Source organism: Bordetella tumbae, from assembly GCF_965139195.1.
Lineage (GTDB): Bacteria > Pseudomonadota > Gammaproteobacteria > Burkholderiales > Burkholderiaceae_B > Bordetella_A > Bordetella_A tumbae.
On record NZ_CBCSJH010000009.1, the window covers coordinates 129388 to 141905 of the forward strand.

Here is a 12518-nt window from a genome sequence, read left to right on the forward strand (position 1 = left end):
ATGTCTCTCCTGAGGTGGTTTTCGTGTTTTCGTTTGGGCCGATGGGCGGGGGAGTTATGGCGCTTGCGCGGCGCGGTCCAGCAAGGACTCCAGGGTGCCGTCGTGGCGAAAGCCCTCGGCGTCGGCGGCGGGCGTGAACAGTGGTGGCTGACTGCCGAACTGCACTTCGATGCCGGGCTCGGGGGCATAGCGCACCCGCGTGCCCGCCTGGCCGTCGCCGCGTACATCGAACGCCTGCACGATGTCCTGTACCGACACGTGCAGCGCGGGCAAGGTCCAGGCCGTGCGGTCGCCGGCCGGCAGCGTGGCGAGCCAGGCCGCGTGCAGCAGGTTGTCAATGCAACATTGCCGTGACATCAACCACAGCGTGGCTCGTGGGCCGACTGGCAGCGTGCAGGGTTCGCCAGCTGTCAGCGCGCGGATCAGCGTGCTGGAGAAGGCCGACCAGGCGCCATTGGGGGTTGGCGGTCGCGGCACGATGCCGGGCAGACGCACCGAGCGGGCGCGCAGGAAGCCGCGCCGCGTATAGTCCGCGAGCAAGATTTCCATGGCCAGCTTGTGTGCGCCGTAGCTCAGGGCCGGCGCGGTCGGCGTGTCGTCGTCGACGCGATCGGGCAGTGGCGCGCCGAATACCGCGATGCTGCTGGTGAATATCAGGCCGGGCGATTTGCCCTGTTGGCGTAGGCGTTCGAGCAATTGCAGCGAGCCGGCCAGATTGACCTGCAGGCCCAGCTCGAATTGTTCTTCGGCGCGTCCGCTGGCCACGCAGGCCAGGTGGAACACCAAGTCGGGTGCGGGATCAGTGATTTCAGCCAGCACGGACGAGTCGGCGAAACTGCCGGTGACGACGCGCACGCGAGAGTCAGTTGGCGGTTCGTCCATGGCCAGGTCGCACAACGTGATGGTGGCCGGCCTGCCGTAGCCGGGCAGGCTGGGCAGCGCGCACAGCCGCTGCGTCAGCGCGCGGCCGACATAGCCATTGGCGCCGGTGACAAGAATATTCATGGTGCACCGTCCTCGTCTAGTACGGCTTGGTAGGCCTGGCGCCAGGCCAGGCCGGCCGATGTGTCGCCAGCCGGGATGTATTCGCAACCGACCCAACCGGTATAGCCGTGGCGGGCCAGCGTACACAGTGCACGCGCCACGGCGGGGGCGGTCGGGTCGGGCTCGTGGCGACCGGCCGGGCTGGCGAATTGCACGTGGCGCACCAAGGGCAGCACGCTGTCCAGCACTGCGTCCATGTCCAGGCCCTCGCGTTGGGTGTGGTACAGATCGAATTGCAAGCGCACAGCGTCGTGGCCGACCGCCGCGATGATGTCGGCGACCTGGTCGGGACGGTTATAAAAATAGCCAGGCACGTCGGTGCGGTTGAGCGCTTCCAGGGTCAGTGCCACGCCGGCGCGGTTGGCGAGCACTGCACCCTTGCGCAGATTGTCGATCAGCGTGGCGCGGCACGCTCCTGGCGCAGCGTCTGCCGCCGGCACGCCCGCCATGGCGTGGATCATGCCGCACTGCGTGGCCTCGCAGACCTGCAACGCGCGTTGCAGTGCGTGGCTGAAGTCGGCCTCGCGGCCGGGCAGGCAGGCCAACCCTTTTTCGCCTGGTTGTCCGGGCGGGGTGTTGATCAGCACCAGTTGCAGGCCGTGGTCGCGCAACATGGCGGCCAGTTCGTGTGGCGCCAGATCATAGGGGAACAGGATCTCCACGGCGGCGAAACCGTCGCGCGCGGCCGCGGCCATGCGCTGCGCCAGCGGCAGTCCGGGGTATAGCAGCGAAAGATTGGCAGCCAGTTTCATCAGGTTTCCTGGACGGCGGCCGGACCCGGGCGTTCGGGCCAGGCAACGCGCACGATGTCGGACAGGTCGGCCGAGCCCAGCCCTTGCGCGGCTGCGGTCCGGTAGCTGGCGAGCACGCCATTCAGGCCGGCCAGCTCGGTGCCGGTAGCATGTGCCAGCGCCGCGACGTTTTCGACATCCTTGAGCATGGTGGCCACCGTGCCCAGCAACTGCTCGACCGGGGCCGTCATGCGCGGGACAAAAATCTGCAGCAAAGTGGAGTCGGCCCAGCCGCCCGCCAGTGCGGTGTTCAGGACGGCCGCGTCGATGCCGCTGCGCTGCGCCAGCGCCACAGCTTCGGCGATGGCGTTGACGGTGCTGGCTACGATGGTTTGATTACACAGCTTGGCGACCTGGCCGGCGCCTACCGGCCCCATGCGGGTGACGCGGCTGCCATAGGCGCGCATGTAGGGCGAAGCCGCGTCGATTGACTCGGCGGGTCCTCCCGTCATGATGGATAGCGTGCCGGCCTGTGCGCCAGCCACGCCGCCGGAGACCGGCGCATCGATCCAGACGCGGCCGCAGGCCTGCTCCAGCCGATTGGCAAATTGGCGCGCTGTGTCGGGCGCGATGCTGGAGTGGTCCACCAGCCAGGCACCGGGGGCATGATGCACGCCCTGTGCACCGAACACGGTGTCTTGCACGGCGCGCTCGTCGGTCAGGCATAGGAACACACCGTCGCAGCCGCGCGCCGCTTCGGCCGGCGTAGCGGCAAGCTCGGCGCCGTCGGCCTCTAGCGTGCGGGTTTTTTCGGGGCTGCGGTTCCAGATTCGGACGCGATGCCCAGCGGCCAACAGGCGCCGCACCATCGGCGCGCCCATCAGGCCGGTGCCGCAGAATGCCAGCGTTGAGCTCATTCGGCCTCCGGGGTTTCGTACTGCCATTGCACGTTGCCGGAATGGGTGACCGCGCCCTCGTGGGCGGGCCTCACCAGTAGCGCGTATTTTTCCAGCGCGCCGGCCAGCCGAGGCTGTTGTGGCGGCGTATAGGCGGCGCGACGGGCCGCCAGTTCGGCGTCGCTCAGTTCGACATTCAAAGTGTTGGCTTGTGCATCGATGTGGATGATGTCGCCGTCGCGGATCAGGCCGATGGGGCCGCCGGCTGCCGCCTCCGGGCCGGCATAGCCGATGCACAGACCGCGGGTGGCGCCGGAGAAGCGGCCATCGGTCAGCAGCGCCACCTTTTCGCCCATGCCTTGCCCGTACAAGGCCGCCGTGACGCTGAGCATTTCTCGCATGCCGGGTCCGCCCTTGGGGCCTTCGTTGCGGATGATCAGCACCTCGCCCGGGCGGTAGGTGCGTTGCGAGACGGCGCGCATGCAATCTTCTTCGTTCTCGAATACGCGGGCCGGGCCGGAGAACTGCAGCGATTTCAGGCCGGCGATCTTGAGCAGCGCCCCTTGCGGACTGAGGTTGCCCTTGAGCACCGTGACGCCGCCCGACGGATGAATGGCGCGCGAGCAGGGGCGCACCACCTCGCCGTCGGGTTCGGGGACGTCGGCCAATGCCTGTTCCAGTGTGCGGCCGTCGAGCGTGAGCACATTACCGTCTACGTAGCCGCCCACCAGCAGGGCCTTGAGCACGACGGGCACGCCGCCGATTTCATGCAGATCGCGGGCCAGAAAGCGTCCACCGGGCTGCAGATCGGCAATCAGCGGCGTGCGCTGGAACACCTCGGCCACGTCGTCGAGGGTGTAGCGGATGCCCGCTTCGTGCGCGATGGCGGGAATGTGCAATGCAGCGTTGGTCGAGCCGCCCGTCGCAGCGACGGCCGCGCAAGCGTTGTCCAAACTGGCTCGCGTGATCAGCTCGCGCGGCAGCGGACCGCCTTGTGCCAGCGCGCGCATGACGCGCTCGCCGGCCTGCTGGGCAATGGCCAGGCGTTCGCTGTAGACCGCTGGCATCATGGCCGAGCCCAGCGGCGACAGGCCCAGGGCCTCAGCCACCATGGCCATGGTATTGGCCGTGAACTGGCCGGGGCACGAACCTGCCGATGGCGTACAGGTGCGTTCCATGGTTTTCAGATCGGCAGCCGTCATGGTGCCGTGCTGGACACGGCCCACTGCCTCGATGGTGTCCAGGATGGTGGCCTGGCGGCCCAGAGCATGCCCGGGCAGCGTGGCGCCGCCGTACAGGAACACCGCTGGCACGTTCAGGCGCACGATGGCCATCATCATCGCGGGCAGTGTCTTGTCGCAGCCGGCGAGGGCGACCAGCCCATCGTAGGCGTGGCCGCGCACTACCAGCTCGACACTGTCGGCGATTGTTTCGCGCGACAGCAGGCTCATGCGCATGCCGGCGTGGTTCATCGAGGTGCCGTCGGATACTGAGATGGTCGAGAAACTGACCGGCACGCCGCCGCCCGCCGCCNCGCCCNGGCGGGCCCGGTCGGCTTGCGGCGCCAGTGCCATCGAGCAGGGCGTGTTCTCGCCCTGGGTGCTGACGATGCCGACGATCGATTTTTCCAGGGCCGCGTCGTCAAAGCCGGTGGCGCGCAGGAATGCGCGGTGCGGCGTGCGGGTCAAGCCATGAGTGACCATGCGGGAGCGGTGCTTGTGCAGGGACATGCGGGTTCCTTGTGAGGCGTACGGGTGCTATGCGCCGGCCAGGGCGGTGCGGTGTGCTGCGAGTTGGTCGAACGCCCAGCAGATGTCGCGTTCCATGGCGGCACGGGCCGCGTCGGCGTCGCGCCGGGCGATGGCTTGCACGATCGTGGCGTGGAGCTCGTCTGACGGCCGTTCATCGGAATGCATCAGTTCGCGGCTGGCGCGCAGGTAAGGGCCCGATTGCAGCCAGAGGCTTTCGATGGTGGCCATCATCGATTCCGAGCGCGCGGCGCGGTAGATCGTGAAATGGAACAACTGGTTGTTTTCGAGGCCGTCCGGCACGGAGCGCGCATCGGCCAGCGACTGGCCGATCTGCGCGGCCAAGCCGCGCAGCATATCCAGTTCGTCGCCGGTGATGTGCTCGACCGCCCACGCCGTCACGCTGCCTTCGATCAGCACGCGGGCGCGCCGGATGTCTTCCAGGCGCGCGCGGGAAATGACCGGCACGCGCATTGACCTGCTTTTCATGGGCTCCAGGGCGCGTTGAGCGGCCAACCGGCGCAGCGCCTCGCGCACAGGCATGGCGCTGGTGCCGAAGGCGTCGGCGAGCTCCTGGATGCCCAGTACTTCGCCTGCCGCGTAGTCGCCCCGCATCAGGTGGTCGCGCAGCCGGCGGTAGACGGCTTCGTTGACCGAGGTGTGGACCAGGGGTTCCAGGGTGCGAGTCGTGGGCATTTAGATCTTTGATCAAAAATCAAAGATGCTAGTTTGGACAAAAACCCGTCGTTCCGCCTATCCAGGTTTCCCCTAGGCAAGCCGGCTGCGCGGCGAACACGGCTGATGGGAGCGGCCATCGTGGTACCGCGGGCCGCTGGCGTTCTGTCCGCTATGTGGTCTGATTCTGGTCCATCGGTTGAGCGTTGCAATCAGAACGACATGCTGAGCGGTTATGGTTACCGGTAATTCCCGCCTCATGGCGAAAAGTGAGCCCAGGATGCCCCACGGCAACGCTGCTACCCGATTGTTCGATTACCGCTCCCTGCCTGCCCAGCCGCCGGTTAGCCGGCCCTCGTCGGACGAAGGTACGGGGCAATGGTGGAAACGCATTGTGGTGTGCGGCGATGATTTTGGTATGAATGCCAGCATCGACGCCGGGATCACGCGCCTCGCGCGACTGGGGCGTTTGAGCGCTGTCAGTTGCTTGGCCCAGGGGGCGACCTTTTCCGACCACGGGCCGGATTTACGAGGGTTTGACCTGGATCTGGGTGTGCATCTGAATCTGACCCAGAGTCTCTGCGACGCCGGGCAGACGTCGACCATGGCCTTGCCTGTGCTGATCGCACGAGCCTATGCGGGGCGCTTGGACGAGGCGTGGGTCGATACTCAGTTGTCTCGTCAGTTCGACGCATTCGAAAACGTCATGGGCCGGGCCCCCGACTATGTGGATGGGCATCAGCACGTGCATCAATTGCCCGGGGTGTTGCCGCGCTTGCTGCAGCTGCTGGAGCGGCGTTATGGTTCTCACGCCCCGTGGCTGCGCCATACGGCGCCGGGGATGCAGGACGGCATCCCCTTGCGCGAGTCGGCCAAGGCGCGGCTGGTGGGCGCATTGGGGGCGAGTGCTGTGGCCCGGGTGGCTGACCGCGACGGATGGCGCACGAATCGTCGGCTATTGGGCGTCTATGAGCAGCAGGGTGGCGGGCGCCGCTATGCGAGGCTGCTGCAGCGCTGGTTACACAACGCGCGCGACGGGGATTTGGTCATGTGTCATCCGGCGTTGCCAGGCGGCTGCGATGCGCTGGCATCGCAGCGTGTGGCGGAGTTCGAGGTGCTGGCGCGCCCTGAGCTCGGCGATTGGATGCGCTGGAATGGTGTGCGTGTTGCGCGGCCGGTTTGCCAGCAGCGCAGTGTTGGTGTGTGAGCTGCGTTAGCGCCACCTGTGTGTACGGATTGGCATAGACATCGGTTCTCCCGTCATCCTATCCGTGTTCGGATCCTTCCCGTACGGCGATGGAGGCCGGCGGGCCTCAACGGCGCTGGAATTTGGGCGGGCGTTTCTCTTGAAACGCCTTGCGTCCCTCCATGGCGTCCGCGGTGGCAAAGCAGATAGTTTGCAGATCGCGTTCGTAGGCGGTGGCCTGCTCCATGGGCATGCTCAGCGCCGCGCGCAAATTTACCTTGGCGGTTTCGGCTGCAATGGGAGCGCGGGCGGCGATCGCCCCGGCAATCGCGGCTGCACGTTCGCGTAACGCATCAGCGGCAACGACGTCACTGACCAAGCCCCAACTCAACGCCTGCTGGGCCGTGATGGGATCACCCGTCATAACCATCAGCGCGGCGTTCGATGCGCCGATGGAATGCAGCAGTTGCGCCGTCATGCCGCCTCCGCCGATCCAACCGAGCTTGATTTCCGGAGAGCCGAGCTTGGCATTGTCCGAGGCGATCCGAATATCGCACGCCAGCGCCATCTCGAGGCCACCGCCAAATGCATAGCCATTGATTGCCGCAATGGCGGGCTTTTTGAGCGCGCGTATCAGATCGCAGTAATCGCGGCGATTGCGGAAATCCCATGGCGTGGCATAGCTGTCGAGCTCCACGATATCCGAGCCTGCGCAAAATGACTTGGGTCCCGCACCGGTCAACACCACGGCACGTACGTCATCGCTTTGATTGCAGGTCTGCACTGCCTGCACAAGCAACTCAGCCATCTCGGGCGTCATGGCATTGAGTTTTTCGGGCCGGTTCAATTCGATCCAGGCCACATGATCTTGAATATGCAGGTTGACGAGACTAGTCACAGAAATTCCTTTCAGCAATCGTGGAGTGCGGCGCGCACAGCGTGTTCAATCCGTCGGCCAGTGTTGCGGGCGAGGCGCCATTGAACAGCCCTTCGCGCAGAAATGCCGACGCGCAGCTTTGCAAAGCGATGAATCCATCATGGCGAGGGCGCAGGCTGGCCGCATTCAAGGTGTCGAATGTAGCGAGATAGAAATGGCTGCTGTCTGCGTTGACAGCTGGGTCTCGCCAACTGGACAGGTGACTCGGCTGGCCGGCATGCTGCGGAATGAAATGGGTTTGCGCATTCTCACCGAGCAACCACAGCAGATGCTCGACCAGCGGAGCGTCGATCTGGCAACGCTGCGAAATCGCGATACCAGTACCGCCGAGAATGGAGCCGGGCGCATTCGATGCGACACGTGGTGCATTATGAAACGTCAATGCTGCACCGGCAGCGACTCTTGTGTAATTCACGTAGCCATAGACCAAAGGGCATAGCAGCACGTCGTCGTGCGTGGTCATGTGATGCAGCAGGGCAATCGGGTTGGCGTCTCGTACGGAAACGGGGCTGAGTGCGGCGAGTTCGACCAGCCATTCGCAGGCTTGTTGAAGTGCTTCCGGTTTATGCCAGCGTTTACCGTCATCTAAAGTGAGGCCCCGGTCCAGCGCGGCACACATCGATAGCAGCGTCAGAAAGGCATGAGGACCCGCCAGCGACAGGGCGACTTGCTTCGTTTGGCGTGACAGCGCCAGGACATCCTGCCATTGCGCAGGCACGGAATGACCCGCTCGCGTCAGCAGATCAGGACGTGCCGCCATCACTTGTGTTGCCGCATCCAACGGTAACGCCCATTGCTGGCCGGCCATGTGATAGCTAGCGTAGGTCAGCCCGATGCTGTTGCGTTCTATCGAACGCAGTGCCTCATCGGGCAAGATCTGATCCAGCGGTTGCAGGCAGCCTTGTGCCAAGGCTTCGCCCAAGTGCGGATGATCGAGCACGATCAGATCGTATTGCTCGCACAATTGCGCGATGGGGGCGGACTCGAAGCCCTCGAGCGAATGCGTATGCCAGTCGATCAATCCAGTCTGATTCGCGGCGGCCTGTAAGGCGGCATAACCCCTGGGATGATCCCAGGTCAGTCCTCGCCAACGTCGGCTCATGCCTGTTCCCCGCACACAATGGCGCCGTGCGCTTCAAAGGCGGCTATACGATCCGCATCGAAACCGTATTCGCGCAGAATCTGTGCGCTGTGTTGGCCGGTCAAGGGCGCACCGCGCTCCACTCGCGCAGGTGTTTTGGTAAAACGAATGGGAAAGCCCGGCGTTTTGACGTGGCCTTCGGTGGGGTGTTCGTATTCGACAAAGGTCCCGTTGTGCGCGATCTGCGGGTCGGCCACGAGCTCGGCATAGCCGTAGACAGGGCTGCACCAGATACCCGCGGCGTTGAGCCGTTCGAACCAGTCCTGCGTCGTGCGACGGGTCATCGCTTCGCGTACGAGGCGGAAAATTTCATCGCGCTGGTTCCAGCCCGCTGCCTCATCGACATGGTCGAGCAGCGCCGGTTGCTCCAGCTCGCGGGCCAACACGGTCATGTCAGGCATGGCCAGCGCCAAATAACCGTCTTGCGTCGCAAAGGTGCCATAGGGCGCACGAATATAACTGTGCGCATGCGGTTCGGCGCTGCGGATCTGGGGCTTGCCGCCCACAGTAAATACCGACAACTCCTGCATTTGCAGCGTTGTGATCGCGTCCAGCATATTGACTTCGACTTTCTGGCCTTCGCCGGTACGTTCGCGATGAAGCAGCGCGGCCAATACGCCCTCAAAGGCGCAGTAGGCCGTGACCGCGTCCACCAGATATTGACCAGCGGCACGCGGCGCCTCGCCATCGCGGCCGGCCGATAGCATGGCGCCGGACATGGCCTGCAACAGCAGATCCTGCCCGGGCCGGCGGGCATAAGGGCCGTCTTCGCCGAACCCCGACATCGAGACATAAATCAGCCGTGGATTCAACGCCGACAGGCTTTCATAGTCGACGCCCAGGCGTTGAGCGACGCCGGGACGGTAGTTTTGAATGAACACATCGGCCTGACTCGCCATCTGGCGAATGATGGCCTGGCCGTCTTCGCTTTTCAGGTCGACGGCGAGCGAACGTTTGTTGCGATTGAGCGAAAGAAAGGACACATTGATTTTGTTGCCCTTGATCCCGCCGGCGGGTGCATGGCGTTGCCATTCGCCCTCTTTGGGTTCGATCTTGATCACGTCCGCGCCGAGGTCGCCCAGCCGTTGTGCGGCAAATGGACCGGCCATGGCGATCGAGCAATCCAGGACCTTGTAACCCGTCAAAATTCCCATGATGAAACCTTTTAGTGCATAACCCAGCCGCCGTTGACAGCGAGGGTCTGGCCGGTGATGAAGCCCGCTTCTTCGGAAGCGAGGAATACGATGGCAGCCGCGATGTCGTTGGCGTGGCCGCGCCGTTTGATGGACTGGCGTTCGAGGACCATGCGCTCGTAGCCGGGCAGGTCGGGATGGATAGCCTCTGCCGCGGTAGGAAAGGCACCTGGCGAGATGGCATTGCAGGTGATGCCCGATGCGCCGAGTTCGCGCGCCAGGGCGCGCGTGTTGCCCAGCATGGCGCCCTTGGATTCGACATACGGCTGTAGCAGTTCCCAGCCGCCCGACAGCGTGATGGAAACGATGTTGACGATGCGGCCCCACTGTTGTTGCCGCATGCCGGGCAGGGTGGCGCGTACGATCTGTAGTGCCGCCGAGACGTTGATGCGATGAATCAGCGCACGATCATCGTCGCTGTAGTCTTCGAAACGTTTGGATGGGTAGATGGCGGCATTGTTGATCACGACATCGATGGCGTGCTCGGCAGTCAGTGAGTCCAGCGTGCGCTGCAGCGCAGCGGTGTCGGCCAGATCCGCCGTGATGACCTGCAATTGACTGGCGAGTGCGGCAGGCACGGCCTTTTGCAGTTGCTGCAGCGCTTCGCTATCGCGATCCAGAGCAAATAATCGCGCGCCTTGGCGCAGCAGTGCCAGGCTGACGCCGTGTCCCAGCCCGCCACCTGCCCCGGTCAGCAGGACGCGGCGGCCTTGCAAGGAAAACGACATGCTCGATGTGTTCATGCCGAAGTCCCCGAGTCCGTGCTGCGGTTCAGGGGCAGAAATTCGCCCGAGAGTGCCGGATAGTCTTCGCCAGGCTGCTGCGCGATGGCGCGTATACGTTGTTCGCATTGTGCGATGTCGTTGGCATCGCCCAGGATGCGGATGCACGTGTCGTAACGGCGTTCCTCTGCGTGCTCGAGCCAGATGAGTTCGCCGCGTTCGCGAGCTGCGCCTTCGCCCAACACATGATTGGTGGACGGCTCGATGCCCATGGCATATTGACCCGCCTGAAAATTCTGCCATTGATACTGGCAGGGAAATTGATCTTTGCGAGTAGTAACTTCGATACCGATGTTCAGGCGATCATTCACCAGTGCGACGGGCACGCAGCCGTTCTGGTCCGCTTTCATTTCGTGTTGCCACACTTGTTCGTGAAATCCCCGTTGCGGCGCGGGCATGCGTTGATAGCCTACGCCTTGTGCACGGTATTCATTGGCATGGGCGGCCCAGACGACGTCCTGGATAGGGGCGAGATAACGAGACGCCTCATCCAGCACGGGATAGCCGACGTTCAAGTGATAGCAGAACATGTGTGGCGTGCGGTAAAAGCCGCGATTGACCACCCGGTCGTGCAATTGAATATCGTTGGTGCCTACCTCGATCTCGATGCGTCGATGCAGTTCCAGATGTTCGCCAAATACCGTGCCTTGCGACACCATGCCTTCGGCCCACAGAAAGCATCGATCGCCGTCCCAGCGTTCGCCATAACCTGTCAGGCGTGCGGGAATCGTCCCGACGCGGCCATGAATCGAGTGTCGAACTTTTTCTCGAGGCTTATAGACGTAGTTGTCCGCCGGGGAGTCGTGCATGAATAGAATGTGATCCAGGCCGCACGTGATCATCAGGCCAGAGAACGAACGCATCCATCCCAGCCCTGATTCGCCCTCGTATTCATGCAGCCCAGGATGGCGAAAGCCTGCCGGCGAATGCCAGCCCACGGCATAGCCACGGAACTCGCATTCGGCGATGTCCATGGCGCGATCGACCAGTACGGTGAACCGCAGGCCCGTACCGCTGCGAAACTCCAGCAGCCGGATATCCCGTTCGACGCCGTCTTGCAGCGTGACGAGCCGCACGCCGGCAAACTGTGCCAGTTGTCCGCAGCGCGATTCGATTTGTTGCCGATTCATGGCGGTGGCATATAACTGTGCCATGGGTGCTTCTACTCCAGAGGCCGGCGCGCTGCCGCACCGGATATAGGGGAAAGGACGAGGTGTGATCGCAGGCTCTGCCTACACGCCGTTGGCCAGCAGCTTGCCGTCCAGGAATGCCTTGGCGCGCGGCACATCGTCTTCGGTCAAGTGCTCGATGATGATGGGGATGTTGGGATGACGTTTGGCCAGGCGCTGCAAATACAGGTCGTAGTTCAGGCTGCCCAATCCTGGTGCCGGCAATTCGATTTCGCCGACGCCTCGGAATGTATGGCTTTCTGCCGCATCCGCGTCACCGATGTCGCTGTGTTTTTCTGATTTGTCGCCTTCGGCGCGCTTGACGTCTTTGGCGTGGGCGATGCAGATCTTGTCGGACAGGGCATCGAATACTTGGTTGAGTGTCTTGTCCATGTCGTCGATGTTGTGGTCTTCGAAATAATTCGTCGGGTCCATCAACAAACCCAGCCCGGGATGATTGACCTCGGCAAACATGCGCAACGTTTCCTCTACGGAGCCGACGACGTTATTGACATAGGTCTCCAGCAAAAATACCGCGCCATGATCGTAGGCATGCTGTGCCAGGCCTTGAATCACTGAGCGGCATTGTTCCCAGCCTTCTTCGGTTTTGTTTTTCGGGTGATGCACCCAATCGCTCTCGGTGTCGAACGTGCCGGTCTCCGAGATCACGTAGGGCGATCCGAGGTACTGCGCGTGCGCGATGATTTCCTTGAGGTAGCCATTACGCCGTTGCCGCTCTGCAGGCTCGGGATGCACGATGTTGGTGTAGGCCGAGATGCAGGAGACAGGCAGGTTGTGCTCGCGAAAGGTATCGCGGATGCGTTTGCATTTTTCGGGAGTGATCTGGCCTGCACTGAGGTCCATGTCCTTGAAATGCAGGTCCAATTGCACCGTGTTGAAGCCCTGTGCGCGGATCTTGGCGGCCGAGGTGGCCAGGTCGTAGGGGAAATAGCCTGAAAAAATACCGGTCTGAATCACGTTTGTCTCCTTGGTGGAGGGCGCTGCCGCCCCTTGGT

12 protein-coding genes and 1 pseudogene are annotated in these 12518 nt (G+C 63.4%); 1 reads left to right on the plus strand and 12 read right to left on the minus strand.

Annotated features, from left to right (window positions below; all coding sequences use genetic code 11):
* Positions 1–54: 54 nt before the first annotated feature.
* The 6 genes and pseudogenes from ACNA0J_RS12820 to ACNA0J_RS12845 form a co-directional block, all read right to left on the minus strand.
* The gene (locus ACNA0J_RS12820) at positions 55–1005 is read right to left on the minus strand and encodes an SDR family oxidoreductase (protein WP_415819237.1); all 951 of its coding nucleotides are present in this window, start codon (positions 1003–1005) and stop codon (positions 55–57) included.
* A complete protein-coding gene (locus ACNA0J_RS12825; RefSeq protein WP_415819238.1) occupies positions 1002–1796 on the minus strand; it encodes a hydroxypyruvate isomerase family protein in 795 nt (264 codons plus the stop codon). Before ACNA0J_RS12825 ends, ACNA0J_RS12820 begins: the two co-directional genes overlap by 4 nt.
* Complete coding sequence (locus tag ACNA0J_RS12830) at positions 1796–2692, minus strand: NAD(P)-dependent oxidoreductase (RefSeq protein ID WP_415819239.1); 897 nt, start codon at positions 2690–2692, stop codon at positions 1796–1798. Before ACNA0J_RS12830 ends, ACNA0J_RS12825 begins: the two co-directional genes overlap by 1 nt.
* Positions 2689–4204: dihydroxy-acid dehydratase (locus ACNA0J_RS12835; protein ID WP_415819240.1), on the minus strand; the 1516-nt coding region annotated here is incomplete at its 5' end. The genes ACNA0J_RS12835 and ACNA0J_RS12830, both read right to left, overlap by 4 nt.
* Positions 4205–4211: 7 nt before the next feature.
* Positions 4212–4401, minus strand: a pseudogene (locus ACNA0J_RS12840) (dihydroxy-acid dehydratase); the annotation flags it as partial.
* Between the two features lie 27 nt (positions 4402–4428).
* Positions 4429–5115: a GntR family transcriptional regulator gene (locus ACNA0J_RS12845; RefSeq protein ID WP_415819241.1), complete on the minus strand. Its 687-nt coding sequence runs from the start codon at positions 5113–5115 to the stop codon at positions 4429–4431.
* 259 nt (positions 5116–5374) lie between these two features.
* On the opposite strand from ACNA0J_RS12845, the gene ACNA0J_RS12850 reads away from it, so the two are divergent.
* The gene (locus tag ACNA0J_RS12850; protein ID WP_415819242.1) at positions 5375–6301 is read left to right on the plus strand and encodes a ChbG/HpnK family deacetylase; all 927 of its coding nucleotides are present in this window, start codon (positions 5375–5377) and stop codon (positions 6299–6301) included.
* A gap of 106 nt (positions 6302–6407) precedes the next feature.
* Here the strand turns inward: ACNA0J_RS12850 and ACNA0J_RS12855 are convergent, their stop codons facing one another.
* The 6 genes from ACNA0J_RS12855 to ACNA0J_RS12880 all read right to left on the minus strand — a co-directional run bounded on the left by ACNA0J_RS12855 (position 6408) and on the right by ACNA0J_RS12880 (position 12480).
* A complete protein-coding gene (locus ACNA0J_RS12855; RefSeq protein WP_415819243.1) occupies positions 6408–7178 on the minus strand; it encodes an enoyl-CoA hydratase/isomerase family protein in 771 nt (256 codons plus the stop codon).
* Positions 7171–8319 (minus strand): extracellular solute-binding protein, encoded by a 1149-nt coding sequence (locus tag ACNA0J_RS12860; RefSeq protein ID WP_415819244.1) that lies wholly within the window; start codon positions 8317–8319, stop codon positions 7171–7173. The genes ACNA0J_RS12855 and ACNA0J_RS12860 overlap by 8 nt, the downstream gene beginning before the upstream one ends.
* Positions 8316–9512 (minus strand): CaiB/BaiF CoA transferase family protein, encoded by a 1197-nt coding sequence (locus ACNA0J_RS12865; RefSeq protein ID WP_415819245.1) that lies wholly within the window; start codon positions 9510–9512, stop codon positions 8316–8318. Before ACNA0J_RS12865 ends, ACNA0J_RS12860 begins: the two co-directional genes overlap by 4 nt.
* A gap of 11 nt (positions 9513–9523) precedes the next feature.
* The gene (locus tag ACNA0J_RS12870; RefSeq protein WP_415819246.1) at positions 9524–10294 is read right to left on the minus strand and encodes an SDR family NAD(P)-dependent oxidoreductase; all 771 of its coding nucleotides are present in this window, start codon (positions 10292–10294) and stop codon (positions 9524–9526) included.
* On the minus strand, positions 10291–11487 hold the full coding sequence (locus tag ACNA0J_RS12875; RefSeq protein WP_415819247.1) for an aldose 1-epimerase family protein: 1197 nt from the start codon (positions 11485–11487) through the stop codon (positions 10291–10293). Before ACNA0J_RS12875 ends, ACNA0J_RS12870 begins: the two co-directional genes overlap by 4 nt.
* Before the next feature lie 78 nt (positions 11488–11565).
* Positions 11566–12480 (minus strand): sugar phosphate isomerase/epimerase family protein, encoded by a 915-nt coding sequence (locus ACNA0J_RS12880; RefSeq protein WP_415819248.1) that lies wholly within the window; start codon positions 12478–12480, stop codon positions 11566–11568.
* Positions 12481–12518: the final 38 nt, after the last annotated feature.